Here is a 26,414-nt window from a genome sequence, read left to right on the forward strand (position 1 = left end):
CCGCCCCCGCTACCGTAGGAGCGTGGACATCTCGCACGTCACGGCGGCAATCTCCGGGCAGGAGACCGAGGACGCGCGTCCACTCTGGCGGCGGCTGGCGCCACCGCTGATCACCGCCGGTCTCGGCATCGGCACGCTGGCGCTGCTGCACCTGCGCGACCCACACGTCCAGGGTTCCTATGGTGTGTGCCCGTCCTACGCGCTGCTCGGGGTGTACTGCCCGGGCTGCGGCGGGATGCGGGCGATCCACAATCTCACCGACGGCCGGATCGTCGACGCGCTGCACAGCAACCTGCTCGCCGTGGCGCTGGTGGTGGCGTTCGCGGCGTTCGTCCTCGACTGGACCCTGCGCGCCCGGCGCGGCCTGAGCTGGCGGCTGCCGGGGCTGCCCGCGCCGGCGGTGTGGACATTCTTCGGCCTGCTCGCCGTCTACTCCGTGTTGCGCAACACGCCGTGGGGCACCTGGTTCACCCCCGTCTGATACTGGAATCCCGGCCGCCGGACGGGCAATCTGGAGCTATGCGCGATTCACTGAAGGAGCGAGTCCGACAGAAGTTGTTGCGCCGGCTCGCCGAGGACGGCCCCGACCCCGAGCGCGACGATTCCCGCAGCATCTCGGTGTCCGACGACCTCGAGGCGCTGGAGATGGTGCCCTCCGACGATCCGCTGGTCGAGGAGCTGGCGCAGCGCTACTTGGTGTTCTGATGCGCCTGCCCGCCCAGCGGCGGTAGCTGCGGCAGCGGCTTGGTCCCGAGCCACAGCGCGAACAGTGCGCGCAGCGGCGCCACACTGTAATGACCTGCCAGGTCGACGAATTCCTCGGTGGTTACCGCGCCGTGGCGGTAGCGCGCGGTCCATTCCCGGACGAGTTCGAAGAACAGGTGGTCGCGCAGTTCCAGCCGCAACGCGTGCAGGGTCAGCGCGCCGCGCTTGTAGACGCGGTCGTCGAACATGTCCTTGGGGCCGGGATCGCCGACGACGATGTCCTGGGGCTGACGTGCCAGATTCGCCCGCGCCGCCCTGGCCAGCTGGTCGGCGCTCGGCCCGCCCGCGGCCTCCGACCAGATCCATTCCGCGTAACAGGCGAAGCCCTCGTGCAGCCAGATATCGCTCCAGCGCTTCAAGGTCAGGCTGTTGCCGAACCACTGGTGGGCCAGTTCGTGCGCGACCAGCCGCTCCGAGCCGCGCCTGCCGTCACAGTGGTTGGCGCCGAAGATCGAAATGCCCTGGGCCTCGATCGGGATGTCGAGTTCGTCCTCGGTGACGACCACGCTGTAGTTCTCGAACGGGTACGGCCCGAAGCGCTCGGTGAACAGCGCCATCATCTCCGGCTGCCGCGCGAAGTCGTGTTCGAAGACCGCGCGCAGCCGCGGCGGCACGACGGCCTGCATCGGCACCGGCTCACCGGGCGTGCCGATGCGGTACTTGCGGTAGTTGCCGATCTGGATCGTGGCCAGGTAGCTCGCCATCGGCTCGGCCATCTCGTAGACCCAGGTGGTCTGGCTGGCCTTGGCCTGCTTGCTGATCAGCGTGCCGTTGGCCATGGCGTAGAAGGGACTGTCGGTGGTGATCGAGATCCGGTAGGACGCTTTGGAACTCGGGTGGTCGTCACACGGGAACCAGGACGCGGCACCATTGGGCTGGCTGGCGACCAGCGCGCCCTCGGTGAGTTCCTCCCAGCCGACCTCGCCCCACGGCCCACGCACCGGTTTCGGGGTGCCCGCGTAATGGACGGTGATCTCCAGGACGCCGCCGGCGGGGATCTTCTGCTGCGGGGTGACCGAGAGTTTGCCGTGCTGGTGCGCGAACTTCGCGCCCTTGGACCCGTTGACGAGCACCTTCGACACCGTCAGCGCCTGCGACAGATCCAGCGTGAACCAGGTCCGCACCGCGGTGGTGACCGCGATGATCACCGCGCGCCCGGCCAGCCGGTTGCTGGCCGGTTTGTAGCTCAGTTCGAGCTCGTAGCGCGACACCCGATAGCCGCGATTGCCGTTCTGCGGCAGGTAGGGGTCGATCGGGTCTTCGTAGAACTTGCTCCGCATCAGGCGGCCCCGCGCTGCCTCGACTCCACGGTCGAGACGGGGCCGGTCCACGGCGCGATGGGATTGCCCCACCAGCGCGTCGACGGCGGGACGACATCACCGCGCATGACCAGCGAGGCGGGGCCGATGGTGGCGCCCGCGCCGATATGTGCGGCGGGCAGTGCGACACAGTGCGGGCCGAGGGTGGCGCCCGCGTCGAGGGTGACGGTGTCCATGGCCATGATCCGGTCGTGGAACAGATGGGTCTGTACCACGCAACCACGTTCCACGGTCGCGCCGTCACCGAGTGTCACCAGGTCCGCCTCCGGTAGCCAATAGGACTCGCACCATACCCCGCGCCCGATCGTGGCGCCGAGTCCGCGCAGCCACAGATTCATCACCGGAGTACCCGTCGCGGCGCGCGCGAACCAGGGTGCGGCGACGGTTTCGACGAAGGCGTCGGAGACCTCGTTGCGCCACACGAACGAGCTCCACAGCGGATGCTCCACCGCGCGAATCCGCCCGACCAGCAACCACTTCGCCGCCACCGCGATGGCACCGGCCAGCGCACCCGCCGCCATCAGCACCAGGCCGGAGACCAGCGCGGCCACCAGATAGTCCGAGTGCTGGGCGATCAGCGCGAGCACGAACAGCACGCCCAGCCCGATCGCGAAGGTCACCATCACCGGGATCAGCCGGCAGGTCTCCACGAACGCGCGGGCCAGCTTCAACCGCAGCGGCGGGTCGAAGGTGCGTGAGGTGTCGCTGGATTCGGCCGCGCGCCGCAACCGCACCGGCGGGCTGCCCAGCCACGACGAGCCGGCCTTGGCCTTGCTCGGAGCCGCCGAGAGCACCGCGACCAGACCGTTCTTGGGCACCCGGCGCCCGACCGCGGTCATGCCGGAGTTGCCGAGGAAGGCGCGTTTGCCGACCTTGGCCTCGCCGATCCGCAGCCAGCCGCCGCCGAGCTCGTAGCTGGCGATCATGGTGTCGTCGGCCAGGAACGCGCCGTCGGCGACCACGGTGAACTTGGGCAGCAGCAGCACCGTCGAGGCCTCGACGTTCTTGCCGATCCGCGCGCCGAGCAGCCGCAGCCACAGCGGGGTGAGCAGGCTGGCGTAGAGCGGGAACAGGAAGGTGCGCGCGGAGTCGAGCAGGCGTTCGGTGGCCCACACCTGCCAGCCGGTGCGGCTGCGCACCGGGTGGTAGCCCTCGCGCAGGCCGATGCCGAGCAGACGCACGGCGAGTACCGTCGCCACCGCGTACACGCCGAGGCTGAGCAGGGTGGCCACCGGCAGCACGGCGAAACCGTGCAGCGCGGCGGCGCCGATGGTGGTCTCCTCGCGGACCCACCAGGCGATGAAAGTACCGCCGACGGCGAGCCCGAACACCGGCATGGCGGCCAGCACCATCGAGGACACGCCGAAGACCAGCAGCCAGTGCCGGGCGGGTTCGGGCGCGTGATCGGGCCAGCGGCGCGGTGCCTTACCGGATTTCGCCGCGGGCGAGCCCGCCCACTCCTGCTCGGCCTTCACCTTGCCCGAGACCGCGGAACCAGGTGCGATCTCGGCCCGCTTACCGATCTTGGTGCCGGGCAGCAGGATCGAGCGGGCGCCGATCACCGCGTCCTCGCCGACGGTGATGCCGCCGATGTGCACGCGGTCGCCGTCGACCCAGTAGCCGGACAGGTCCACCTCGGGTTCGACGCTGGCGCCGTCACCGAGTTCGAGCATGCCGGTCACCGGGGGCAGGGTGTGCAGGTCGACGCCCTTGCCGATCTTGGCGCCGAGCGCGCGCGCGAACGGCACCATCAGCGGTGCGCCGGACAGGCTTTCGGCGCCGCTGGCCTCCGACAGCCGCACCGCAGCCCACAGCCGCAGGTGTACCCCGGAGCCGCGGGCGTAGGTGCCGGGGCGCAGGCCGGTCAGCAGCAAGCGCGCGCCGGCGACACACAGTGTCATCCGGCCCAGCGGCGAGATGAACAGGATGAACGCCAGCGCGATCCACCACCATGACAGGCGCGGCAGCCATGGCAGCGAGCCGGACCAGCCGGCGATCGCCGAGACGACGGTCAGCCAGGTGACCCATTGCAGGCCGGTCAGGGTGGTCAGCGGGATGGTGGCCAGCACCTGGGTGAGCTGCGCGCGCAAGGGTGTCGGAGTGACGACGCGCTCGTCGACGGCGTCGACCGGTGCGCTCCCGTCGAGCAGTTCGACCAGCGAACCCAGGCGCGGATGGTCGTAGAGATCGGCCACGGTGACGTGCGGATACCGTTCGCGCAGCGCGCCGACCAGCTGGGCCGCCGACAGCGAACCGCCGCCGACATCGAAGAAATCGGTGTCGAGACCGGTGACCTCGGCACCGAGGATGGCGTCCCAGAGTCCGGCCACCCAGGCGGCGGTGCCGTGCAGGCCGTGCTCGGCGGTGTCGTCGGTGCTGGGCAGCGGCCAGGGCAGCGCGTCGCGGTCGACCTTGCCGGAGGTACGGGTCGGCAGGTCGGCGACGACCGCGAGGCGGGGGACCAGCGGCGCCGGAAGTTGTTCGGCCAGTATCTCTCTGGCCTTCTTGACATCGAAGTCGGGACCGGCGCCGGTGAGGTAGCCGACGAGGATCTTGTTGCCCGCCTTGGTGGTCCGGATCGCCGCGGCCGCACCGCTGACGCCGGGCAGATGCTGGAGCGCGTTGTCGATCTCGCCGAGTTCGATGCGGCGGCCGCCGATCTTGATCTGGTCGTCGGCGCGGCCGAGGAAGATCAGGCCCTGGTAGTCGTTGCGGACGAGATCGCCACTGCGATAGGCGCGTTCCCAGCCGAGGGTGGGCATCGGCGCGTATTTCTCGGCGTCCTTGGCCGGGTCGAGATAGCGGGCCAGGCCGACACCGCCGATGACGAGTTCGCCGGTCTCGCCCTGCGGCACCGGATTACCCTGCGGGTCGACCACGGCGAGATCCCAGCCGTCCAGCGGCAGGCCGATCCGGATGGGCATGGTGCCGTCGAGCTGCGCGGCGCAGGCGACGACGGTGGCCTCGGTGGGGCCGTAGGTGTTCCACACCTCGCGTTCGGCGCCACCGGCGAGCCGCTCGGCCAGTTCCGGCGGCACCGCCTCGCCGCCGAAGATCAACAGCCGCACCGATTCCAGTGCCTCGGCCGGCCAGGTCGCGGCCAGCGTCGGCACCGTGGAGACGATGCTGATCTCGCGGCGCATCAGCCACGGGCCCAGGTCGGCGCCGGTGCGGACCAGGTCACGCGGCGCGGGAACCAAGCAGGCACCGTGACGCCAGGCCAGCCACATCTCCTCGCAGGAGGCGTCGAAGGCCACCGACAGGCCGGCCAGCACGCGGTCGCCGGGGCCGATCGGCGCGCGCTGTAAGAACAGCCGGGCCTCGGCGTCGACGAAGGCGGCGGCATTGCGGTGGGTCACCGCCACGCCCTTCGGGGTGCCGGTGGAGCCGGAGGTGAAGATGATCCAGGCGTCGTCGGTGGGGGCGGGCAGGGTGTCCCAGTGCGCGTCGCCGGTCGCGGTGGTGGCCGATTCGATACCGGCGCCGGTGGCGATCGCGCTCACCCGCGCCTCACCGAAGACCAGCCGGGCGCGCTCGTCGGGATCGTCGGCGTCGACGGGGACGTAGGCGGCGCCGCAGTAGAGGACGGCCAGGATCGTCACGTACAGCCCGGCGGTGCCCGATGGCATCCGCACGCCGACCCGGTCGCCCGGTCGCACGCCCGCCGCGGTCAGTTCGGTCATCCTGGTCTCGACGGCGGCGATCAGCTCCAGGTAGCTGAGTACGGTCGTGCCGTCGTCGACCGCTGGCGCGTCGGGGTGGGCGAGGGCGGTGCTGGTCAGGATGTCGACCAGGGTGCGTGGCGCGGCCGCGAGGTCGGCGCGCAGCAGCGGGTCGCGGAGCAGCTCTGCCCCGAATTCGGTGTGTGGCTCGAGCATCGCGCTACGTCCACCTCTCATCGGTTGACCCCCATCGGTGTCTGTTGTTTCACGGTCGGGTTACCGGAGGGCAAACGGGATGGTCACCAGATGCCAACGGTACTCGCCGGACGGTCTGCCGGGCCGCGTGCGCGGCGTGTGCCGCGGTGTCGATCACAGCGACGGATCGGCCGTGTCGCCGAGCGCGGCGAGGACGAGGCGGTGCAGCGTGGCCTGCTCGCCGGCGTCGAGACCGGCCAGGGTGCGGGCGGTCGCCTCGGCGATCACCTTGTCGGTGCGCTTGCACTGTTTGCGGCCGGCGTCGGTGATCCGCAGCCGGTATTTGCGGCGGTCCTTGCCGTCGCGGGTGCGTTCCACCAGGCCTGCGCCTTCCAGGGCGTCGACCAGGCGGACCACTTCGCTGCGGTCGATGCCGAGTGCCTCGCCGACCTTCTTCTGGGTCAGGTCGGCGTTTTCGGCGATGAAGGTGAGCACCCAGTGATCGCGCAGCGGGATGCCGATCGCGGCGTGCAGGGCCTTGCTGAGCCGTCCGAGCGCGTACACCGGGTAGCGCGGCAGGCCGCGGACAGCGTTCGGGTTCGTGGACATGGCGGCCACTCTAACAAATAGTGGGGGAACTCAATCATTTGGGTGATCCATCGTGGAGTCGTCCGATGGTTGCGGGTCTCCCGGCGGGTGGGCAATTCGAGGGCAATCACGTGTCGCGCCGGATGCGCTGGCGGACAGCCGAATTCCGGTGAGCCGATTTCGGTGGTTGACAGCCCGCCGGATCGTCTGTCACTCTCGGACCAGGTCACGAGTACCAGCGACAAGCCCCGGCTAGCTGGTCGGCAACCCTCCTCCGCGGTGGGGTGCTCCGGGTGACGACCAGGCCGCCGCCCGCAGTGGGCGCGGCAAGCGCGGACTCGGCACACCCTCCTCGGGAACGAGTCCCTGAGCCGACGGGATTTCGTGATGACCGCAGTAATCGACCCCACCTGTGCCCTGGCCGCCGTCTCCGGCGCCGACCTGCTGGTACCGCTCGTGCAGGGCGGCACCAGCACCTACGCCAACTTCGACTACGCGGCAAGCGCGCCGGCGTTGCGGCAGGTCACCGACCGGATTTCACAGCTGCTGCCGTACTACGCCAGCGTGCACCGCGGCGCAGGCTACGCCTCGCGGATCTCCACCGAGTGCTACGAGGCCGCCCGCGGTTCGGTCGCCCGGTTCCTCGATGCCGGCGACGACCAGGTGGTGGTGTTCACCCGCAACACCACCGACTCACTGAACCTGCTGGCCGGGTGCGTGCCCGGGGACACCGTGGTGCTCGACATCGAGCATCACGCCAATTTCCTGCCGTGGACCGCGCGCGGGCGCCGGGTGGTGCGGGCCGCCGAGACGGTGGAGGAGACGATCCGGCGCGTCGTCGCCGAACTGTGCAGCAAGCCCGCCGCATTGCTCGCGGTCACCGGCGCCTCGAATGTGACCGGGGAGGTGCTGCCGCTGGAGCGGCTGGCCACCATCGCCCACCAGTGCGGTGCGCGGATTCTCGTCGACGCCGCGCAGCTGGCTCCGCATCGGCGGATCTCCTTGCGTGAGAACGGGATCGACTACCTCGCCTTCTCCGGGCACAAGCTGTACGCGCCGTTCGGGGCCGGTGTGCTGGTCGGCAGGCGGGACTGGCTGGACGCGGGGCAGCCGTATCTGGCCGGTGGTGGCGCGGTGCGCAATGTCGGTGTGGCCGAGGCCGAATGGGCCGCGGCGCCGCAGCGGCACGAGGCCGGATCGCCGAATGTGCTGGGCGCGGCCGCGATCGCCGCCGCCTGTGACGCGATCGCCGCCATCGACCCGGCCGAACTCCTCGCCCACGAACGTTCCCTGGCCGATCGCCTGCGCGACGGCCTGTGCGCGATCCCCGGCGTCTCGCTGGTCACCATCTTCACCGACAGCCCCGACACCGTCGGCATCGTCGCCTTCACCGTCGACGGCTACGCCCCCGGCCAGGTCGCCGCCTACCTCTCCGCCGAACACGCCATCGGCGTCCGCGACGGCCGCTTCTGCGCCCACCCCCTGCTCACCCGCCTCGGCCTCGACGCCGCCCTGCGCGCCAGCATCGGCCTAGGCACCACCCCCGCCGACATCGACCGCCTCATCCACGCCGTCACCACCCTGGTCACCCACGGCCCCACCTGGACCTACGCCCCCACCGCAGGCCACTGGAACCCCACCCCCGAAACCCGCCCCCTCACCCCCGACCCTCTCACCGGCGCCGCCCCCTGCCTGATCGGCTGAAGGCGGGTTGGCGCGGTCGGTGGGCTACTCCTCGTAGTGCCCGCCGACCGCGACGACGATGATCGCGTTGTCGGTGACCTGGTAGAGCATGCGATGCTCGCGAGTGATCCGACGCGACCAGGTGCCCGCAAGATGGTGTTTCAACGGCTCCGGCTTGCCGATGCCGGTGAATGGATCGGCAAGCGCGGCGGCGATCACCTTGTTCGCGGCTTTCAGCACCGTTCGGTCCCTCGTGAGCCACGACGTGTAGGTCTCCCGGCCATACGCGCTGAAGACCAGCTTGCGGTCAGGCATCGGGATCTATCAACTCGTGCGCCTCGAACTTTCCTTCGCGCGCGTCACGAGCGGATTCGAGTAGCCGGACCCCGCCGTGCGTCGCGAGGACGTACAGCGTCTCCTGGATGGAGTTCCAATCGGATTCGGAGACGAGCACGGCATTCTCACCGGATTTGGTGACGACAGTAACGGTGTCGTGGTCATCGTTGACCTGCTGAACCAGCTTGAAAAGGTTCTGGCGGGCGGTGGAGATCGGAAGTGCAGTCATGCGAGCCTCACAGGATAGTCGTACGAAATATTGTACGACCATGCGCACTCAGGTGTCGAGGGCGGTGGGGCGGTGGTATTTGCCGTTGTAGTAGAGGAGGGGGGCGGCGGAGGGGGAGAGTTGGGTTTCGTCGTGGACTCGGGTGACCAGGCCTACCGCGAGGGTGTGGTCGCCGATGTCGATGAGTTGGTGGAGGGTGGTGCGCAGCCAGATGGGGGTGCCGTGCAGGACGGGTTCGCCGGTGTCGAGGGTGGTCCACAGGGCGCGGTCGGTGAAGCGGTCGGCGGCGGTGCGGGAGAAACGGTGGGCCAGGTGGTGCTGGTGTTCGCCGAGGAAATGGATGACCACCGAGTCGGCGGCGCGCAGGGCGTCCAGGCTCGACGAGGTGTGCGCGATATTGAACGAGACCAGCGGCGGTTCCAGCGACAATGAGGCGAAGGAAGTCGCGGTGAAGCCGACGGGGCCGTGCTCGGCGCCGATCGTCACCACCGTGACACCGGCCGGATAGTGGCGCATCGACGCCCGGTACTGCTCGGCGGTGATCCCGCTCAGATCGTCAGGAACTACCAGTTCACCCGGCTTCGGCCGTAAATCACCCACCGACCGATGCTATTGGAGCGCTGGCGCGCTCGAGGTCGCGGCCCCTGTTTTTGGAGCGCTGGCGCGCTCGAGTTCGCGCCCCCTTGGGTCCCGTCGATCAGGCACCATTGCTTGCTCCTTCGTCGCCTACGCAACGGCACCTGATCGACGGGACGGGCGCGAACCGCCGCTTCGCGGCGATCCCTCCTCGAGGTCGGGATGTGCGGGGCTGGTAATGCGGGAGGCTGCGGCGTTGAAGGGGCGGCGGTGGGGGAGGTCAGTCGATCTGGATCGGCAGGCCAGCGGTGATGCGGACCAGTTCGCGGAAGTTGGTGCGGAACACGGTGTTCGGGTGACCGCCCGCGGCCCACACCTCGGTGTGCGCGGCCAGGGCGGTGTCGACCCAGGTGGGCAGATTGGTCGGGTGGCCGACCGGTGCGGTGCCGTCGATGGGCTGACCGGTGATCCGCTCGACCAGGGCGGGCGGGGCGGGGGTGAGGGTGCCTTCGAGGCGTTTGCCGGTGGCGGCCAGGTCGACCGCGTGGTGGTCGGCGACCAGCAGCAGTACCGGGTCGTCGTCGAGGAGGAAGACCTGGGAGGTGGTGATGGCGGTCGGGTCGGCGCCCATCGCGCGGGCGGCGTCGGCCGCGGTGGGGGTCGGCGTCTCGGGGGAAACGATGACGCCGTGATGCCCGCGGGCGATGAGCGTGTCGGCGACGCGGCATGCGACCGCCGGGAGAGACGACCTACGCATCTCTCCAGAGTAGGACGATTGCGGGAAATATGCCGGGGGAGTGCGATTTTGGGATTCGGCCAGGGCGCGGCGACGCGCTTGACCAGGCGCCAATAGACTCGGTGCATGACTGATTGGCAAGCCTTCACCGTCGAGATCGCCGACCATATCGCTCAGGTCACCCTGATCGGGCCGGGCAAGGGCAATGCGATGGGACCGGATTTCTGGCGTGAGCTGCCGGAGATCTTCCGTGCGCTCGACGCCGACCCCCAGGTTCGGGCGGTCGTGCTCACCGGCGCGGGCAAGCACTTCTCCTTCGGCCTCGACCTGGCGGCGATGGGCGGCATGCTCGCGCCGGTGCTGGCCGATGACGCCAAGGTCGCGCCGCGCACCGAATTCCTCAAGGTCATCCGGGATATGCAGGACGCGATCACGGCGGTCGCCGAGTGCGCCAAGCCGGTCGTGGCCGCGGTCTCGGGCTGGTGCATCGGTGGTGGCCTGGACCTGATCGCCGCCGCCGATATCCGGCTGGCCAGCGTGGACGCCAAGTTCAGCCTGCGCGAGGCGAAGGTCGCCATCGTGGCCGACATGGGTTCACTGCAGCGCCTGCCCGGCATCATCGGCGAGGGCAACCTGCGCGAGCTGGCCTACACCGCCAAGGACATCGACGCGGCCCGCGCCGAGCGTATCGGCCTGGTCAACGAGGTGTTCGCCGATCAGGACGCGGTGGTCGCGGCCGCACGTGCGATGGCGCGCGAGATCGCCGACAACCCGCCGCTGGTGGTGCAGGGCATCAAGGATGTGCTCGAGCACCGGACCGCCCCCGTGGTGGCCGACGGCCTGCGCTACGTGTCGACCTGGAACGCGGCATTCCTGCCGTCGAAGGACCTCACCGAGGCGATCACAGCGGTGTTCCAGAAGCGCGCCCCCGAGTTCAAGGGCGAGTAAAGGCAGGTCAAACGGTTGCCCCGGCGACCGTTCTGTCTACATACTTGCATCACACAACTAATTGATTGATGCAAGTAAAAGGTGAAACCCAGTGAGTCAGAGCGAACCGGCGATCGGTGTGATCGCCACCCAGCTCGTCCGCCTGCACCGATTGCGCGACCGCGCGCTGGCGCAGGCCAAGGATCAATCCGGTCTCGACCCGGCCGGATTCGTCGTGCTGTTCCGGCTGACCTGTGACGGACCGATGCGCTCGGGCGCACTGGCCGATGCCGTGCACTCGGACGCGTCCACGGTGAGCAGGCAGGTCGCGCAGCTGGTCGAGCGAGGTCTGGTGGTTCGCACCGCCGATCCCGACGACGGCCGCGCGACCGTCCTCGAAGTCACCCCCAAAGGCCGCGAGGCGGCCGAACGGATCAGGACCCGGCGCCAACAGAACATCGCTCTGGTCACCGCGGACTGGACCGCGGAAGAACTCGAGAGCTTCGCGGCCCTGCTGACCCGCTTCGTCGCGGACTACGACCGCGCCCGCCCCGCCCTGCTGAGCAGACCCGCGACGCCGAACGCCACCTGTACGGAGAACAATTCGTGACCACCACCGCGGCGCCGACGGCGGAATCACCCGCCGGCTTCACCCATCGCCAGATCCTGACCATCCTGTCCGGCCTGATGCTCGGCATGCTGCTGGCCTCGCTCGACCAGACGATCGTGTCGACCTCGATCCGCACCATCTCCGACGACCTGCACGGCTACTCGTTGCAGGCCTGGGCGACCACGGCCTACCTGATCACCGCGACGATCAGCACTCCGCTCTACGGCAAACTCTCCGACATGTTCGGTCGCAAGCCGTTCTTCCTCACCGCTATCGGACTGTTCATCATCGGCTCGCTGCTGTGCACGCTGGCGACCTCGATGTATCAACTGGCCGCCTTCCGCGCGTTCCAGGGCCTGGGCGCCGGTGGGCTGATGTCGCTGGCGCTGGCCATCATGGGCGACATCATCAGCCCGCGCGAACGGGCCCGCTACCAGGGCTATTTCCTGGCGGTGTTCGGTATCTCGAGTGTGCTCGGTCCGGTGCTGGGCGGTCTGCTGGCCGGGCAGGACACCATCCTCGGGATCACCGGCTGGCGCTGGGTGTTCCTGGTCAACGTGCCGCTGGGCCTGCTGGCCCTGGTGGTGGTGACCCGGGTGCTGCAACTGCCGCGCAAGCCGCACGCCACCCATCGCATCGACTTCGGCGGTGCGCTGGTGCTGGCCGTCGGACTGGTGCCGCTGCTGATCGTGGCCGAACAGGGCCGCGAATGGGGTTGGGGCAGTACCGCTTCGGTGGCCTGCTATGTGATCGGCGTGCTCGGCCTGATCGGCTTCGTCGTGATCGAGAAGATGATGGGTGACGCTGCGCTGATCCCGCTGCGCATCTTCGGGAACACGACCTTCGCGCTCGGCGTGGTGATCTCGTTCGTCGTCGGCGCCGCGATGTTCGGCGGCATGCTGCTGCTGCCGCAGTACCTGCAGGTGGTGCGGGGCGCGGGGCCGACCGAGGCGGGTCTGCAGATGCTGCCGATGGTGCTCGGCATGATGTCGGGCTCGATCCTCTCGGGCCGGCTGATCTCCAAGACCGGCAGCTACCGGATCTTCCCGGTGATCGGCGCGATCATGCTCACCGCCGGTCTGCTCCTGCTGCACCTGCTCGACGCCGAGAGTCCGCTGTGGCTGGCGATGCTCTTCATGGCGTTCACCGGCTTCGGCCTGGGCAACCTGATGCAGCCACTGACGCTGGCGTTGCAGAACGCGCTGCCGCCCAAGGACATGGGTGTCTCGACGGCTTCGGCCACGTTCTTCCGCCAGATCGGCGGCACCCTGGGCGCGGCGGTGTTCCTGTCGATCCTGTTCTCGCTGCTCACCCCGAACATCACCGACGAGATGCAACAGGCGGCGTCCGACCCGGCCTATCAGCAGGCCGTGATCGCCGGCACGCACAGCGACAACCCCGCCGATGTCGCGCTGTCGAAGGGGCTGCTCGCCCACGACACCTCCGCCGCCGGGCAGGTGCTGGCGGACAGTTCGATCATCCAGCAGCTCGATCCCGAACTGGCCAAGCCGTTCCAGGTCGGCTTCGCGGAGTCGATGTCGACGGTGTTCCTGGCCGCGGGCGCGGTCGCGGCGGTGGCATTGCTGCTGGTGCTGTTCTGGAAGGAGGTCCCGCTGCGTATGCAGGGCGGGATCGAAGCGTCCGGTGCGCGCAAGGAAGCCGGACCGAAGCCGTAGGATAGAGTGTCCTATGTATCCGGTACCCGCGGTAGCGGACCGCGTCGTCGCCGGGGGGTCGGCGACCCGGATCGGATAACGAGAACGGGAAGTCCGATGTACTCGGACTTCCCGTTCTACGTTCGCTTCCGCTGGCTCAGTGGCCGGCTTCCTTCAGGCGGGTGAAGGACTCGTCGATGACCTTCTCGGCCTCGGCGCGGTCCAGCCACTCCGAACCCTGCACGAACTTGCCGGGCTCGAGATCCTTGTAGCGCTCGAAGAAGTGCTTGATCGCCGACAGCTCGAACTCCGAGACATCGCCGAGTTCCTGGATGTGGTCCCAGCGCGGGTCGCCGGCGGGCACGCACAGCACCTTGTCGTCGCCGCCTGCCTCGTCGGTCATCCGGTACACGCCGATCGGGCGGGCTTCCACGATCACACCGGGGAAGACCGACTCGGGCAGCAGAACCAGCGCGTCCAGCGGATCGCCGTCCTCGCCGAGGGTGTTCTCGATGAAGCCGTAATCGGCCGGGTAGCCCATGGAGGTGTACAGGTACCGGTCGAGCTTGACCCGGCCGCTCTCGTGATCGACCTCGTACTTGTTCCGAGAGCCCTTGGGGATCTCGATGGTGACGTCGAACTCCACGCCATCTCCTTGCTCGTTCGAGTGCTCATCTGCCGACTCGCCAGCTGGTCTGGGGAACCGTTGCGCAACGAGGATAGTGTGGTGTGCTGGAACACCGGTGCGGCAGGCGGCTCAGCGCGCGCAGTCGAGGCGTGTCGGGCGACAGTCGAGGATCGGTGAGGCGTGTGATGGACCAGCGCGGACAGGGTCATCCGCCCTACGGCAGCGAGGCGCCGACGGTCGTGATCGACCGCAATGAGGATACGACCCGATCACGGCGCCGGTCGCTGTGGATCTGGTCCGCGGCGGTCGTGGTCGCGTTGCTGGTGATCGCGGGCGGTTTCGCGGCGATCGCCCAGCCGTGGACGCCGGAATTCCGGCACGGGGGTTTGATCGTCGCCGACGCGCCGCGCCTCACCCCGCCCGCCGCCGCGGTGACGCCGGCGAAGTCGAACGCGCCCGCACCGACGGTGGCCGGCATCGCCGCCGCCCTCGCGCCGGTCGTCGGCAATCCCGATCTCGGTTCCTTCGCCGGTCAGGTGACCGATCCGGCCAGCGGGACGGTGCTGTGGAGCCAAGAGCCGAACACGGCGATGATCCCGTCCTCGACGGCCAAGGTGATGCTGACCGCGGCCGCGCTGCTGACCATGCCGGACGAGCAGCGGGTCAGCACCGAGATCGTCGCCGGGGCGCCGGGCGAACTGGTGCTGGTGGCCGGCGGTGACCCGACCCTGACCACCAGGGCCGACGGCGGCTACTACACCGACGGCGCGCGGATCGCGGATCTGGCCGCGCAGGTCAAGGCCGCGGGCACGCAGGCGAACGCGATCGTCGTCGACACCTCCGCCTACACGGGCCCGACCATGGCATCCGGCTGGGACCCGATCGACATTCCCGAGGGCTCGATCGCGCCGATCGAACCGATCATGCTCGACGGCGGCCGCTTCGACCCCTCGGCCGACTACTCCCCGCGCACCGCGACACCCGCGCTCGACGCGGGCCGCGCGCTGGCCGCCGAACTCGGCATCGACCCTGCGGCAGTGCGGGTGGGTCAGGCGGGGGTCCGGGGCGCGCGGATCGCGCAGGTGGAATCGGCGCCGCTGCGAGTTCGCCTGCACGACATGATGATCCACTCCGACAATGTGCTCGCCGAGGCGATCGGCCGGGAACTGGCGCTGGCGACCGGGCAGGAGGCGTCCTTCGCCGGCGCGGTCGCGGCGACAACGGCGGTACTCAGCACCGCCGGATTCGACGTCACCGGGCTGCATCTGGCCGACAACAGCGGCCTGTCCGTCGACGACCGGGTGCCGCCGCGACTGCTCGACTCGATCATCGCGACCGCCGCCGAACCCACCGGCGACGCCGCCGTCGTCCCGGCCGGCACCCAGGCCAGGCCCGAAACCGACCCGCGGGCAGCGGCTCTCGCGCCACTGCTCGACGACCTGCCGGTGGCGGGCGGCACCGGCACGCTCGCGCCGCGCTTCGTCACCCAGAACCGGCAGGGCGCGGGGTGGGTGCGCGCCAAGACCGGAACTCTGAGCGTGGCGAGCGCGTTGGTCGGATATGTGCTCGACCGCGACGGACGGGTGCTCACCTTCGCGCTGATGTCCAACGACAGGTTGCCGGAGGTCAGCAGGCCGGCACTCGACGCGGTGGCGGGTGCCCTGCGCAACTGCGGTTGCTCCTGAGAGCGGGTGGCGATGACGGAGAACAAGACCGGACGCGCGACGTCGGGATTCAGCGGCGCGGTGGACTGGCGGCTGGCCGCCAGGACCGGCGCAGCGCTGGTCCCCGCCGGGCCGCGCACCTCCCGCGGTGTGGCCGAACAGGCCGTCGCCGAGCTGGCGGCGGCCTCGATACGGGCCGAGGGGCCGGTCCGGGAGGTCAGCGGGCTGCTCGACGACCGGCCGGTGCCCGAGGCCAGGATCGTCGACCGGCCCGGCTGGATCGCCGCGGCGGCCGAGTCGATGGCCGTGCTCACTGGCACCGAGACCACCCCGACGGGCCGGTTCGTCGGCAAACCGGCCGGAGTGCAGGCCGGGACCATGCTGGCCTTCCTGTCCACCGCGATCCTCGGCCAATACGACCCGTTCACCGGCGCCGACGGCACCTTGCTGCTGGTCGCGCCCAATATCGTCGGGGTGGAAAAGGTGCTGGGCGCCGACCCGTCCGACTTCCGGCTCTGGGTCTGCCTGCACGAGGTGACCCACCGCGTGCAGTTCTCCTCGGCGCCGTGGCTGGCCGACTACATGCGCACCAATGTCGACATCCTCAGCGAGGTCGGCGAGGAACCGCTCAGCGACATGCTCACCCGGCTGCTCGCCGAAGTGCGTTCCCGGCGCGCCGCCGACGCCGTCGACGACCCCAACAGCCGCGGCATCGTCGGCCTGTTGCGTGCCGCCCAGGCCCCGCCGCAACGCGAGGCACTCGACCGCCTCCTCATGCTCGGCACACTCCTGGAAGGCCACGCCGACCACGTGATGGACGCGGTCGGCCCCGCCGTGGTGCCCACCGTCGCCGAGATCCGTGGCGCGTTCGACCGCAGGCGCCAGAAGCCGTCCAACCCGATCCAGCGCGTCATGCGCGCCCTGCTCGGCGTCGACGCCAAGGTGGCCCAATACGTCCGCGGCAAGAAATTCGTCGACGCCGTGGTCGACCGGGTAGGCGTCACCGACTTCAACACCATCTGGACCAACCCCGAAACCCTCCCCCTCCTCGACGAAATAGACGACCCCACCCGCTGGATCACCCGCGTCCTCGCCTAAGCCTGTGTTGGACGGTTGATCACCAGGCCTCCAGGTAGCTATCGGCCGAGAGGCCATCTACCTGAGGGCCTGGTGATCAACCGTCCAGGTTGGTGGTGAGTCGGTAGCCTGCATGCATGAGTTCGGGTGGTGGTAAGCCGGTGGTGCGTGGGAGTGGGGGCCGGTGGGGGACGGGTGGTGGTGGTGGTGGGCGAGTCGCCGATTTCGTGAGCGTTCGGCGGTGGGGCGGGGTGGTTCGGGTGGGGTGGGACGGGTGAGTGGTTCCGGGCCGACGCCTGTTCCGGGGCGGTTGCCGGAGACGGCGGCGGTGCTGGCGGTGCGGCGGGGCGTGCGGGAGTGGGTGGCCGGGCAGGGCGGGCGGATGCCGGTTGTCGTCGGGTTGTCCGGGGGTGCCGATTCGCTGGCGTTGGTGGCGGCGGCTGTGGTCGAGGCCGGGGACGTGACGGCGGTGGTGGTCGACCATCGGTTGCAGGACGGGTCGGGGGAGGTGGCTCGGCGGGCGGCCGCGCAGGCGCTGGGGCTGGGGTGTGTGGACGCGGTGGTGGTGCCGGTGGAGGTCGGGCGCGAGGGGGGTGTCGAGGCGGCGGCGCGGGCGGCTCGGTACGCGGCGCTGGACGCGGTGCGGGACGGGCGGCCGGTATTGCTGGGGCACACGCTCGACGATCAGGCCGAGACGGTGCTGCTCGGGTTGGGGCGCGGGTCGGGCGGTCGCTCGATTCAGGGGATGGCGGCCTGGAACGCGCCGTGGGGGCGGCCGCTGCTCGGGGTGCGGCGGGCGCAGACGGTGCGGATGTGCGCCGATTTGGGGATCGAGCCATGGGACGACCCACACAACACCGATCCCGGATACACCCGGGTGCGGGTGCGCGCCGAGGTGTTGCCGTTGCTCGAGGACGTCCTCGGCGGCGGGGTCGCCCAGGCTTTGGCCCGCACCGCCGATCAGCTGCGTGAGGACGGAGCTGTCCTCGACGCCCTCGCCGACGAGCTACGACATTCGGCGACCCTCCCGCCCGCGCCGGGTGGCCTCGACGACACCGAACGCCCCCGGCTCTCGATCGAGATCCTGCTCACTGCACCCGCGGCCTTGCGGCGGCGGGCGGTGCGGGCCTGGCTGGCCGACCTGGGCGTCAGCGGGGTGAAGAACGCGCATTTACAAGCTGTCGACGAGCTGGTGAGCGGCTGGCGGGGGCAGGGCGGGGTCGCGGTGGGTGGCGGGAGCCGGGCCCACAGGTTGGTCGTGACGCGTGAGCATGGCACGCTGACGGTGCGCGCACAGCCGCGTATCGATGCCACATAATGAACCGGCCCGGTCGGGATCGACATCACGAAGGGACACCCACTTCCGTGTACGGAGACGACATCGCATCGGTGCTGATCACCGAAGCCGAGATCAAGGCCAAGATCGAGGAACTGGCCGAGCTCGTCGCGAAGCGGTACCCGCCCGACAGCCCCGAAGGCGACCTGCTGCTGATCTGCGTGCTCAAGGGCGCGATCTTCTTCATGACCGACTTCGCCAGGGCGTTGCCGATTCCCACCCAGCTGGAATTCATGGCCGTGTCCTCCTACGGCTCGTCCACCTCGTCCTCGGGCGTGGTGCGGATCATGAAGGACCTCGACAAGGACATCGCGGGCCGCAATGTGCTGATCGTCGAGGACATCATCGACTCGGGCCTGACCCTGTCCTGGCTCAAGCGCAACCTGTCCACCCGCAACCCCGCCTCGCTGGAAGTGGTGACCCTGCTGCGCAAGCCCGACGCGCTGCGCACCCCCGTCGACGTGGCCCACGTGGGTTTCGACATCCCCAACGAGTTCGTCGTCGGCTACGGCCTCGACTACGCCGAGCGCTACCGCGACCTGCCCTACATCGGCACCCTGAACCCCGCGGTCTACTCGTAGCTCCCGGCCGGCCCGATCGGATCGGACCGCGATAGTCGGGCGCGGGCCGGGGGTGCCCGGCCAAGGTTGAGGTCGAAGGAGGTCGCGTGATCTCGGCACTCAACCGGCTCGTCGACATCGTCGAGGAGCGGCTCACCGAAGAACTCACCGTCACCGAGGTGGCGCGTGAGCTCGGCACCACCGAATACCACCTACGCCGGATGTTCTCGGCGCTGGCCGGTATGCCGCTGTCGGAGTACGTCCGGCGGCGGCGGATGACCGTGGCCGCGGCCGATGTCGTGCGCGGTGCGGACGACTTGCTGAGCATCGCGGTCCGCTACGGCTACGGCTCGACCGAGGCGTTCGGCCGTGCGTTCCGCGCGGTGCACGGCACCAGTCCCGGTGACGTCCGTCGTGACGGCGGCCCCCTTCGCACACAACCACAGCTCAGGTTCCGCCTGACCGTCGAAGGGAACACCCCCATGGACACCCGTATCGCCGACCGCCCCGCCTTCCGCCTCATCGGCCACGCGACCCGCGTTCCGCTCGTGCACGAGGGCGTGAACCCGCACATCCAGCAGCACATCGCGGCGCTGCCGCCACACGAGCACGCGCGGCTGAAGGCGCTCGGGAACCTCGAACCGGCGGGTCTGCTGCAGGTCAGCGATGGTCTCGAACCCGACAGTGCCGAGGGCAGCGAGCTGACCTACCTGCACGGGGTCGCGGTCGCCGCCGATACCAGCGCACCCGTTGACCTCGACGTCATCGAGGTGCCCGCCGGCGCCTGGGCGGTCTTCCGGACCGAGGGCCCGCACCCGCAGGCCATGCAGAGGGCCTGGGCGGCGACGGCGACCGAGTGGTTCCCGTCCAACCCGTGGCGGCTGCGTCCCGGGCCGTCGATCGTGGCGGTGCTCGACCGCGCCGCCGATTTCCGCACCGCGACCTGCGAGCTGTGGCTGCCGGTGGAACCGGTCAGCTGACGACGCGCTCCAGCGCTTTCAGATCGGCCTCCAGGGCACGGAACAGCAGGTAGGACGTGACGAAGGCGATGATCCCGCCGACGCACAGGACGCGCACGGCGATGATCACCGACGGGATATCGGTGGGCGGCAGGAAGGTCAGCCCGGCCACGGCGAGCAGCGGGACCGATGCGGCGACGGCCAGATACCAGGTGCTGCGTCTGCTCAACGCGCGCAACCACTGGCCGTCCTCGGCGCTGATCTCGCCGTGGCGCAGGAACACCGGGTAGACGCAGCGGACCAGGTAGTAGGTCACCAGGAAGAACGGGTAGGCCACCGCGATCGCGCCGCAGACCAGCAGCGACGCCAGGAAATGCACGACGGCCCGGCCGGGGACGTCGCCGGTGGCCAGCTGTAGTGCCAACGGGAAGGTCAGCCCGGACACCGCCCAGAGCGAGAAGGCGACGACCACCGCCCGGTCACCGAAACGCAGTGTGTCGTGGCGGGCGCGCAGCAGGGTGTCGGTGTCGTAGCGGCGGCCTTTGCGCAGGCCGCGCGGTACCCCGAGGACGAAGCGCGACAGGTAGATCAGCAGCGCGGCGCCGCCGGGGAAGAAGATCAGGTTCACCGCGGCGGTGATCAGGATGAAGGTCTGCTGGGCGGACTCGCCGAGCCTGCTCACCACCAGGTTCTCGTTGTGCTGGATGTTGTACCAGGAGGCCAAGGCGTTCGGGACGCCGATCGCGAGCACCAGCACCGGCAGCGTCCACTTCCGCAGTCGCAGCCGCCAGCTGTGCGGCGGTGGGTCGACCAGGTCGCGGGCCCGGTCGTCGAGGCAGAGCTCGAACTGCTTGGCCAGCACAGCGCCGTCGGGCCAGCGCTGGGACCGGTCGGGTTCCAGGCAGGTCAGCAGCACGCGGCGCAGTGCGGCGGGGCAGTCCGGGGGCACCCGGTCGAGAGCCTCGGCGTCGACTCCCGCCGTGCGGTGCTCGAGCATCGCCTCGAGGGTGGTCTCGTCGCCGTGGCCCTCCTGGGCGGTGCTGTCGTCGAACGGCTTGGCCCCGGTCAGCAACTCCCACAGCACGACCCCGAGGGAGTAGATGTCGGAGCGGGTGTCCAGGTCGGCGGCGGTGCGGCCGAGGCCGGGATGACATGCCTCGAGCTGTTCGGGGGACATGTACGACAGTGACCCGCCGAAGTACGAGACCGGGCTGGTCCCGGCGACCGTGCGGCTGAAGCTGATGTTGAAGTCGGCGAGCTTGGGCACGCCCTCGGCGGTCAGCAGCACATTGGCCGGTTTCACGTCACGGTGCAGCACGCCGTGCGCGGCGGCGTAGTCGAGGGCTTCGGCGAGGCGGCGGCCCAGCCAGGCCACGGTTTCCGGCCAGCTCAGCGCGGCCAGTTCGTCGCGCACGCTGGAATCGGTGGGCCGGATCTCGCCCTTCTCCTCCATCGCCGCGTCCACCGCGTCGAGCAGCAGTTTGCCGCTGCGTTCGCCGGCCGGGGTCGCGCGGACCCAGCGCAGCAGTCCGAGCAGGGTGCCGCCGGGCAGGAACTGCATGTAGAGCAGGCGCAGCCGGCGCGAGTCCGGACCGGCCGTGGTGCCGGTGTCGAGGAGTTGCTGATCGAATACCCGCACGATGTAGTCGTGGTCGAGCTGGGCCAGGGTTTGCGGTTCGGTGCCGCGGTCGGCGGAGACCTTCACCGCGACCAGCCGCTGCATCGAGGTCTGCCTGGCCAGGAAGACCCGCGCGAACGCGCCGGAACCGAGCCCGGTGAGCAGTTCGAAATCGCCGATCCGCTGGCCGATCTCGATGCGGTCCAGCGGTTCGAACGCATCGGGAACCGAGTCCGCGGCGGTGGCTGCCGAGGTCGCGGTCGCGGTGAGGTCGAGCTCCGGACTGGTCATCTCGGTAGTACGAGTCGGGTCCGGTGATTGGTTCACCGCCGGTTCGCTGCGGTGGGTGCTCTGGTCGAGTTCGTCGCTGTTGAGCAGGGCGCGCAGGCTGGCCGCCTGATGCGGGTATTCGCGCAGGCACTCGCGCGGATCGACGCGCTCGCCGCTGTGCCTGCGGATGACGAACTCCTCGAACACCAGCCCGGGCGGCAGTCCGGCCGGATCCAGTTCGGGGAACTCCGCGCAGTACTGCGCGAGCCGTTTGCGGTCGATGTGCTCGCTCGCGTGATGCAGCCAGCGGTGCCGCAGGTCGACGCGGATCAGTTCGTGCAGCGCCTGCCTGCGCAGGGTCTGCGCGTCGGGCAGGAAATCGGCCAGTTCGGGCGGTTCACCGGCGGTCCGGCTCCACGCCGAGTAGAACGCATCGACCATGTCTGCGCGCAGCTCGACCCGACGACCGGCACCTTCGTCGGGTCGTTCACCGCTTGCGGTGTTATCGCTCATCAACCGACCTAAAGGTTCGTGCGACACCCAACGCCATGGGCCCTCGAGCCGCTCCCGAAATGATAACTTGCGCCTCGAGAGCTGATCACCCGAATTTCGACGACCATGCGAACGGGGGCGAATCCGCAGATGCACGAGGACCTCACAGCGGTAGCATGGGAGTCCGTCGACGACGACGGCGTGACGGACGCTGAGGTGACGATGATTTCGTCCCACCCACCCGACGACGAATACCCCATCGGGGGTCCGGCCGCGGCAGTGGCCGCGCGGGTCCGCGCAGGCACCATCACGCCCGTCGATGTGGTGGGCGAGGCGCTCACCCGGATCGCCTCGGAGAATCGCAAGATCAACGCGTTCACCGTCGTGCGCTCGGAACGGGCCCGTGTCGAGGCCAGGGAGCTGGCGGCGCGCGACGATCTCGACGAACTGCCGCTGGCCGGGGTGCCGGTGGCGATCAAGCAGAACATCGCGGTGACCGGGGAGGCCACGCGCGTCGGTTCGGCGGCGACCTCGGCCACGCCTGCGGCGGCTGATCACCCGGTGGTCGCGCGGTTGCGGGCCGCGGGCGCGATCGTCGTCGGGTTGACGGCGATGCCCGAGCTGGGGCTGTGGGCGACCACCGACGGGGACGGGCGGGTCACCCGGAATCCGCGGGATGTCGGCCGGTCGCCGGGCGGGTCGTCCGGGGGCGCGGCCGCGGCGGTGGCCGCCGGTCTGGTCCCGATCGCGCACGGCAACGACGGGCTCGGCTCGATCCGGGTGCCCGCCGCGGCCTGCGGTGTCTTCGGGATCAAGCCGGGGCGGCAGGTGGTGCCCAGCGAGATCGGCGCCGATTCCTGGGGCGGCATGGCCGAGAACGGGATTCTGGCGACGACGGTGTCGGACGCGGCGCTGGCGCTGTCGGTGCTGGCCGGGCGCTCGGATCTGGCCGAGGTGCGCGCGCCGCAGCGACTACGCGTCGGGCTGGCCGTGGCTCCGCCGTCGCGACTGGTCCGGATGGATCGACACTGGACGGCGGCGGCGCGCACCGCGGGTGCGCGCGCGGCAGCGGCCGGGCATCTGGTGGAACCGGTCGAACTGCCCTACGGCGACGCGGCGGTGAGCATGCTGCTGCGCTGGCCGACCGCAGGCCTGGCCGACGCCGAGCGGCTCCCGAATCCGGCGGTGTTGCAGCGCCGGACCCGGCGGCATCTGGCGCTGGGCCGGGTGATCCGCAGGCTCGGGCTGGTCCGCCCGCAACAGGTCGACCGGACCGAGGCCCGGCTGCTGGACTTCTTCGAGAATTTCGATGTGGTGATCACCCCGACGCTGGCCGCGCCGCCGCCGAAGGCCCGGCGGTGGAGCGGGCGTGGCTGGGGCGCCAATGTTTTCGCTTCGGTGCGCTACGCGCCGTTCACCGGGCTGTGGAATCTGCTCGGCTGGCCCGCCGCGTCGGTGCCGATGGGCGTGCACCCGGAGGCACACACGCCGCTGGCCGCGCAGCTGGCCGGGCCGCCGGGCAGCGAGGCCACCCTGCTCGGCCTCGCCGCCCAGCTGGAGCTGTCGAACTAGACCGCGATCGCCTGCGGCTGCGGGGTGGGCTCGGAGAAACCGCCGTCGACGGCGCGACCGGCGAACTCCAGGATGGTCGGGCGCGAGTCGTCGGCGCGCCAGGCCACCGCGAGCTCACACGGGGTGAGTCCGGCGACCGGGCGGGCGGTCAGGCCGGGCCAGCGGTACATCGGCACATTGTTCTCGGCGAGCAGGCACACGCCGAGGCCCAGGCTGACGGCCTCGAGCTTGTCCTCGGGGGTGGCCGCCTCGGCACCGATCTTGGCCGCACGGCCGCCACGGGCGTCGTTGCCGAGCCAGAAGTCGCGCACCGCACCGGCTTCGGTGGGCAGGGCGATGAACGGCTCGTCGAGCAGATCGGCGAACTCGATCGTCTCCTGCTCGGCCAGCGGGTGGGTTTCGGGGAGCAGCACCCAGCGCGGCTCGGTGCGCAGCACCTGCCAGCGGTAGCGGTTGGGGTCGGGCAGCGGCAGCCACACCAGGGCCAGGTCGGCCTGGCGGCCCGCGAGTCCGCTGGACGGGTCGTTCCAGGAGGCGGAGTGCAGGGCGAGGCGGTGTCCGCTGGCGCTCTCCAGATCGTTGAGCAGGCCGCGCCCGAGCGCGGACTGGATACCGACGCGCAGCACTTCGCCTGCTTCCTGCAGGGAGACGTTGGTCACCTCCCACAGCTCCAGGATCTTGCGGGCGCCTTCGAGCAGTTCCTTGCCCGCGACGGTGAGGGCGACGCTGCGCTGGTTGCGGTCGAACAGGACCACGTCGAGCTGGCGTTCGAGCTGGCGGATCTGCCGCGACAACGTCGGCTGAGCGATGTGCAACCGCTGGGCGGCGTTGGTGAAATGCAGTTCCTCAGCGACGGCGACGAAATACCGCAGATCGCGCAAATGCGGGTCCATAGCACCTTGCTATCAGAATCGGTCGGGAAATTCCAGCCGAAACGGGCAAGGAAGTTCGCGGAGGTGGATCAAAACAGTCACCAGGTTGGTAACGCACAGCATATGGCCTGACATGGTGCGCCGCACCATCGAGTCCGGTTTTCCTGGCCGAGATCGGTACCCCCGGGACCCTTCTCGTAGCGCTGGACGGTTGACCAGCGCAAATGCGTTGGGATTCACACATCGTGCCTGGCCGCGGGCTGTGTGGCGACCCCGGAAACGGGCGCGGAATCCCGCTGCCGACCGGGTGTAGCGCGCCCCGGGCGGTTAGGGGAGTGATGTTCATCACTTACAGGTTTCACGGCCGGAGAATCGGCTGCGGCGACACGCTCGCCGCAGCCGGAATCCGTTGCTACTTACCGTCCTTCAGCCGCAACAAGGCAGGCAGATCGATGCGGCGCAGACCGCGCGCACCCGCCGCCCGCATCGCCCCGAGCGAGAAGATGATCTTGTTCATGTCGTACGGGAACCAGAGCGGCTCCTTGGCCATCGTCGGCAGCTTCGGCTTGGTGATGGCCTGGGCGCGGCAGTACTTGCGCAGCCCGTTGGCGCCACCCCAGCGCGCGCCCACGCCGGACTGACCCCAGCCGCCCATCGGCATGGCGAAATTGAACAGGTTCGCGAAGACGTCGTTGATGTTCACCGCCCCCGCGTTCAGCTGCCGGGCCACCCGCTCGCCACGCTGCTTGTCACCGGTCCACACCGAAGCCGACAGGCCGTAGATCGAATCGTTGGCCAGCCGGATCGCCTCGGCCTCATCGGCCACCTTCATCACCGGCAGCGTCGGCCCGAAGGTCTCCTCGGCCACACACGACATCGAATGATCCACATCCACCAGCACGGTCGGCTCGAAGAAAGTACCGACCCCGGTGCGCTTGCCGCCGGTGGTCACCCGCGCGCCGGCCGCCACCGCCTCATCGACATGGCGCTGCACGATGCGCGCCTGGTTCTCGTTGGCCAGCGCGCCCACCTCGTGCGCGGACGCGCGCCCGTCGGCGCCCTGCCGCAGCGCGGACACGGCCGCGGTCAGCTTCTCCACGAACACGTCGTAGACCGGGGCCTCGACATAGACCCGCTCGACCGAGATACACACCTGACCGGCGTTGAACATGCCGCCGAAGGCGATACCGTGCGCGGCCCGGTCCAGGTCGGCGTCGGCCAGCACGATCGCCGGATCCTTGCCGCCCAGCTCGAGGCTGTAGGGCACCATCCGCTCCACACAGGCAGCCGCGATCTTGCGGCCGGTCGCGGTGGAACCGGTGAACTGGATGTAGTCGGCATTGCCGACGACCGCGCCGCCGGTCGCGCCCGCCCCGGTGACCACCTTGAACACCGGCGGCGCGCCGATCTCGGCCCAGCCGCGCGCCAGCTCCACCGCCGAGAGCGGGGTCACCTCCGACGGCTTGAGAATCACCGCGGCACCCGCGGCCAGCGCCGGGAACACATCGATCGCCGGCATGGCGAGCGGGAAGTTCCACGGCGTGATCACCCCGACCACCTGGTGCGGGCGGTAGGCGACGGTCAGGCTCTTCACCCGCGCCAGCGGGCTGTGCGGGGACGGATGGTCGTCGGCGAGGAACTTCGCGGCCCGGCGCGCGTAGTAGCCGATCAGGTCGACGGCGAAAGCCGGATCGATCAGCGCGTCCACGCGCGGCTTGGCCGTCTCCGACTGCAACACGTCGGCGAGCTGCTCGGTGTTGTCGATGAGCCAGTCCTGCAGCTTCAGCAGCCACTCTTTGCGGCCCTCGGGGCCGATGGCCTCCCATTCGGGCTGGTAGAGACGCAGTTCCCGGACCGCCGCCGCGACATCGTCGGGCGAGGTGTCCGGCACGGTGCCACTGACAGCGCCGGTCGCTGGGTTACGTACCTCGATCACCGAGGCGGTCCGGTCAGTATTGGTATCGGTCACGGTGTGTTGCTCCTGTGTTTGTTGGAGCGCTGGCGCGCTCGAGTTCGCGCCCCCTTGGGTCCCGTCGATCAGGCACCGTTGCTTGCTCCTTCGTCGCCTACGCAACGGCGCCTGAT

At 69.8% G+C, this 26,414-nt stretch carries 23 protein-coding genes and 1 riboswitch; of the genes, 12 read left to right on the forward strand and 11 right to left on the reverse strand.

Going from position 1 to position 26,414, the window contains the following annotated elements; all coding sequences use genetic code 11:
* Positions 1-22 precede the first annotated feature (22 nt).
* Positions 23-481 carry a DUF2752 domain-containing protein gene (locus ACFXK0_RS26890; protein ID WP_379413712.1) on the forward strand — a complete coding sequence of 153 codons (459 nt, stop codon included), beginning with the start codon at positions 23-25 and terminating at the stop codon, positions 479-481.
* A 38-nt stretch (positions 482-519) separates the two neighbouring features.
* Entirely contained in the window at positions 520-705 is a 186-nt protein-coding gene (locus ACFXK0_RS26895) for a hypothetical protein (RefSeq protein ID WP_379413714.1), read from the forward strand.
* Here the strand turns inward: ACFXK0_RS26895 and ACFXK0_RS26900 are convergent.
* From ACFXK0_RS26900 to ACFXK0_RS26910, 3 genes are all read right to left on the reverse strand, one after another.
* Positions 690-2,045, reverse strand: a complete 1,356-nt coding sequence (locus ACFXK0_RS26900; RefSeq protein WP_379413715.1) for a M1 family metallopeptidase — start codon at positions 2,043-2,045, stop codon at positions 690-692. The genes ACFXK0_RS26895 and ACFXK0_RS26900 overlap by 16 nt on opposite strands.
* Positions 2,045-5,962: a Pls/PosA family non-ribosomal peptide synthetase gene (locus tag ACFXK0_RS26905; protein WP_379413717.1), complete on the reverse strand. Its 3,918-nt coding sequence runs from the start codon at positions 5,960-5,962 to the stop codon at positions 2,045-2,047. Before ACFXK0_RS26905 ends, ACFXK0_RS26900 begins: the two co-directional genes overlap by 1 nt.
* A 153-nt stretch (positions 5,963-6,115) precedes the next feature.
* Positions 6,116-6,550, reverse strand: coding sequence for a MarR family winged helix-turn-helix transcriptional regulator (locus ACFXK0_RS26910; RefSeq protein WP_379413719.1), 435 nt, complete (start codon positions 6,548-6,550; stop codon positions 6,116-6,118).
* Between the two features lie 203 nt (positions 6,551-6,753).
* Positions 6,754-6,868, forward strand: a riboswitch (SAM riboswitch).
* A gap of 48 nt (positions 6,869-6,916) precedes the next feature.
* On the opposite strand from ACFXK0_RS26910, the gene ACFXK0_RS26915 reads away from it, so the two are divergent.
* On the forward strand, positions 6,917-8,233 hold the full coding sequence (locus tag ACFXK0_RS26915; RefSeq protein WP_379413721.1) for an aminotransferase class V-fold PLP-dependent enzyme: 1,317 nt from the start codon (positions 6,917-6,919) through the stop codon (positions 8,231-8,233).
* 24 nt (positions 8,234-8,257) lie between these two features.
* Here the strand turns inward: ACFXK0_RS26915 and ACFXK0_RS26920 are convergent, their stop codons facing one another.
* The 4 genes from ACFXK0_RS26920 to ACFXK0_RS26935 form a co-directional block, all read right to left on the reverse strand.
* Positions 8,258-8,527, reverse strand: coding sequence for a Txe/YoeB family addiction module toxin (locus ACFXK0_RS26920; protein WP_379413723.1), 270 nt, complete (start codon positions 8,525-8,527; stop codon positions 8,258-8,260).
* Positions 8,520-8,777, reverse strand: coding sequence for a type II toxin-antitoxin system Phd/YefM family antitoxin (locus ACFXK0_RS26925; RefSeq protein WP_379413724.1), 258 nt, complete (start codon positions 8,775-8,777; stop codon positions 8,520-8,522). The genes ACFXK0_RS26920 and ACFXK0_RS26925 overlap by 8 nt, the downstream gene beginning before the upstream one ends.
* Positions 8,778-8,825: 48 nt before the next feature.
* The gene (locus ACFXK0_RS26930; protein ID WP_379413748.1) at positions 8,826-9,293 is read right to left on the reverse strand and encodes a flavin reductase family protein; all 468 of its coding nucleotides are present in this window, start codon (positions 9,291-9,293) and stop codon (positions 8,826-8,828) included.
* A 340-nt stretch (positions 9,294-9,633) separates the two neighbouring features.
* On the reverse strand, positions 9,634-10,110 hold the full coding sequence (locus tag ACFXK0_RS26935) for a YbaK/EbsC family protein (RefSeq protein WP_379413726.1): 477 nt from the start codon (positions 10,108-10,110) through the stop codon (positions 9,634-9,636).
* A 105-nt stretch (positions 10,111-10,215) separates the two neighbouring features.
* Here ACFXK0_RS26935 and ACFXK0_RS26940 point away from each other — a divergent pair, with 105 nt between their 5' ends.
* From ACFXK0_RS26940 to ACFXK0_RS26950, 3 genes are all read left to right on the forward strand, one after another.
* Positions 10,216-11,037: a crotonase/enoyl-CoA hydratase family protein gene (locus ACFXK0_RS26940; protein WP_379413727.1), complete on the forward strand. Its 822-nt coding sequence runs from the start codon at positions 10,216-10,218 to the stop codon at positions 11,035-11,037.
* Positions 11,038-11,128: 91 nt separating this feature from the next.
* On the forward strand, positions 11,129-11,626 hold the full coding sequence (locus ACFXK0_RS26945) for a MarR family winged helix-turn-helix transcriptional regulator (RefSeq protein WP_379413729.1): 498 nt from the start codon (positions 11,129-11,131) through the stop codon (positions 11,624-11,626).
* The gene (locus tag ACFXK0_RS26950) at positions 11,623-13,302 is read left to right on the forward strand and encodes an MDR family MFS transporter (RefSeq protein WP_379413730.1); all 1,680 of its coding nucleotides are present in this window, start codon (positions 11,623-11,625) and stop codon (positions 13,300-13,302) included. Before ACFXK0_RS26945 ends, ACFXK0_RS26950 begins: the two co-directional genes overlap by 4 nt.
* 136 nt (positions 13,303-13,438) lie before the next feature.
* Here the strand turns inward: ACFXK0_RS26950 and ACFXK0_RS26955 are convergent, their stop codons facing one another.
* Positions 13,439-13,927 (reverse strand): inorganic diphosphatase, encoded by a 489-nt coding sequence (locus ACFXK0_RS26955; protein WP_379413732.1) that lies wholly within the window; start codon positions 13,925-13,927, stop codon positions 13,439-13,441.
* Between the two features lie 155 nt (positions 13,928-14,082).
* Between ACFXK0_RS26955 and dacB the strand changes: the two genes are divergently transcribed.
* The 5 genes from dacB to ACFXK0_RS26980 all read left to right on the forward strand — a co-directional run bounded on the left by dacB (position 14,083) and on the right by ACFXK0_RS26980 (position 19,526).
* Positions 14,083-15,594 carry a D-alanyl-D-alanine carboxypeptidase/D-alanyl-D-alanine-endopeptidase gene (gene dacB / locus ACFXK0_RS26960; protein ID WP_379413733.1) on the forward strand — a complete coding sequence of 504 codons (1,512 nt, stop codon included), beginning with the start codon at positions 14,083-14,085 and terminating at the stop codon, positions 15,592-15,594.
* A gap of 12 nt (positions 15,595-15,606) precedes the next feature.
* Positions 15,607-16,671 carry a zinc-dependent metalloprotease gene (locus ACFXK0_RS26965; protein ID WP_379413734.1) on the forward strand — a complete coding sequence of 355 codons (1,065 nt, stop codon included), beginning with the start codon at positions 15,607-15,609 and terminating at the stop codon, positions 16,669-16,671.
* Between the two features lie 244 nt (positions 16,672-16,915).
* Complete coding sequence (gene tilS, locus ACFXK0_RS26970) at positions 16,916-17,968, forward strand: tRNA lysidine(34) synthetase TilS (protein WP_379413736.1); 1,053 nt, start codon at positions 16,916-16,918, stop codon at positions 17,966-17,968.
* 47 nt (positions 17,969-18,015) lie between these two features.
* Positions 18,016-18,567, forward strand: a complete 552-nt coding sequence (hpt, locus tag ACFXK0_RS26975; protein WP_379413737.1) for a hypoxanthine phosphoribosyltransferase — start codon at positions 18,016-18,018, stop codon at positions 18,565-18,567.
* Positions 18,568-18,653: 86 nt separating this feature from the next.
* Positions 18,654-19,526, forward strand: coding sequence for a GyrI-like domain-containing protein (locus ACFXK0_RS26980; RefSeq protein ID WP_379413739.1), 873 nt, complete (start codon positions 18,654-18,656; stop codon positions 19,524-19,526).
* On the opposite strand, the gene ACFXK0_RS26985 is transcribed toward ACFXK0_RS26980, so the two are convergent.
* Entirely contained in the window at positions 19,519-21,834 is a 2,316-nt protein-coding gene (locus tag ACFXK0_RS26985; RefSeq protein WP_379413750.1) for a protein kinase, read from the reverse strand. The two genes, ACFXK0_RS26980 and ACFXK0_RS26985, sit on opposite strands and share 8 nt — an antisense overlap.
* Positions 21,835-22,107: 273 nt before the next feature.
* On the opposite strand from ACFXK0_RS26985, the gene ACFXK0_RS26990 reads away from it, so the two are divergent.
* Positions 22,108-23,457, forward strand: a complete 1,350-nt coding sequence (locus ACFXK0_RS26990) for an amidase (RefSeq protein ID WP_379413751.1) — start codon at positions 22,108-22,110, stop codon at positions 23,455-23,457.
* Here ACFXK0_RS26990 and ACFXK0_RS26995 read toward each other — a convergent pair.
* Together ACFXK0_RS26995 and ACFXK0_RS27000 are read right to left on the reverse strand one after the other, a co-directional pair.
* Positions 23,454-24,350 carry a LysR family transcriptional regulator gene (locus ACFXK0_RS26995; RefSeq protein WP_379413741.1) on the reverse strand — a complete coding sequence of 299 codons (897 nt, stop codon included), beginning with the start codon at positions 24,348-24,350 and terminating at the stop codon, positions 23,454-23,456. The two genes, ACFXK0_RS26990 and ACFXK0_RS26995, sit on opposite strands and share 4 nt — an antisense overlap.
* Before the next feature lie 391 nt (positions 24,351-24,741).
* Complete coding sequence (locus ACFXK0_RS27000; RefSeq protein WP_379413742.1) at positions 24,742-26,298, reverse strand: aldehyde dehydrogenase family protein; 1,557 nt, start codon at positions 26,296-26,298, stop codon at positions 24,742-24,744.
* Positions 26,299-26,414: the final 116 nt, after the last annotated feature.

It is taken from the genome of Nocardia sp. NPDC059177 (assembly GCF_042755165.1).
Lineage (GTDB): Bacteria > Actinomycetota > Actinomycetes > Mycobacteriales > Mycobacteriaceae > Nocardia.

What these genes read in the sequence shown, in the direction of transcription:
- ACFXK0_RS26895 (WP_379413714.1), top strand. Translation starts at nt 520, where the DNA reads ATGCGCGATTCACTGAAGGAGCGAGTCCGACAGAAGTTGTTGCGCCGG.
- ACFXK0_RS26900 (WP_379413715.1), bottom strand. Translation starts at nt 2,045, where the DNA reads ATGCGGAGCAAGTTCTACGAAGACCCGATCGACCCCTACCTGCCGCAG.
- ACFXK0_RS26905 (WP_379413717.1), bottom strand. Translation starts at nt 5,962, where the DNA reads ATGCTCGAGCCACACACCGAATTCGGGGCAGAGCTGCTCCGCGACCCG.
- ACFXK0_RS26910 (WP_379413719.1), bottom strand. Translation starts at nt 6,550, where the DNA reads ATGTCCACGAACCCGAACGCTGTCCGCGGCCTGCCGCGCTACCCGGTG.
- ACFXK0_RS26915 (WP_379413721.1), top strand. Translation starts at nt 6,917, where the DNA reads ATGACCGCAGTAATCGACCCCACCTGTGCCCTGGCCGCCGTCTCCGGC.
- ACFXK0_RS26920 (WP_379413723.1), bottom strand. Translation starts at nt 8,527, where the DNA reads ATGCCTGACCGCAAGCTGGTCTTCAGCGCGTATGGCCGGGAGACCTAC.
- ACFXK0_RS26925 (WP_379413724.1), bottom strand. Translation starts at nt 8,777, where the DNA reads ATGACTGCACTTCCGATCTCCACCGCCCGCCAGAACCTTTTCAAGCTG.
- ACFXK0_RS26930 (WP_379413748.1), bottom strand. Translation starts at nt 9,293, where the DNA reads ATGCGCCACTATCCGGCCGGTGTCACGGTGGTGACGATCGGCGCCGAG.
- ACFXK0_RS26935 (WP_379413726.1), bottom strand. Translation starts at nt 10,110, where the DNA reads ATGCGTAGGTCGTCTCTCCCGGCGGTCGCATGCCGCGTCGCCGACACG.
- ACFXK0_RS26940 (WP_379413727.1), top strand. Translation starts at nt 10,216, where the DNA reads ATGACTGATTGGCAAGCCTTCACCGTCGAGATCGCCGACCATATCGCT.
- ACFXK0_RS26965 (WP_379413734.1), top strand. Translation starts at nt 15,607, where the DNA reads ATGACGGAGAACAAGACCGGACGCGCGACGTCGGGATTCAGCGGCGCG.
- ACFXK0_RS26985 (WP_379413750.1), bottom strand. Translation starts at nt 21,834, where the DNA reads ATGGTCGATGCGTTCTACTCGGCGTGGAGCCGGACCGCCGGTGAACCG.
- ACFXK0_RS26990 (WP_379413751.1), top strand. Translation starts at nt 22,108, where the DNA reads ATGATTTCGTCCCACCCACCCGACGACGAATACCCCATCGGGGGTCCG.
- ACFXK0_RS26995 (WP_379413741.1), bottom strand. Translation starts at nt 24,350, where the DNA reads ATGGACCCGCATTTGCGCGATCTGCGGTATTTCGTCGCCGTCGCTGAG.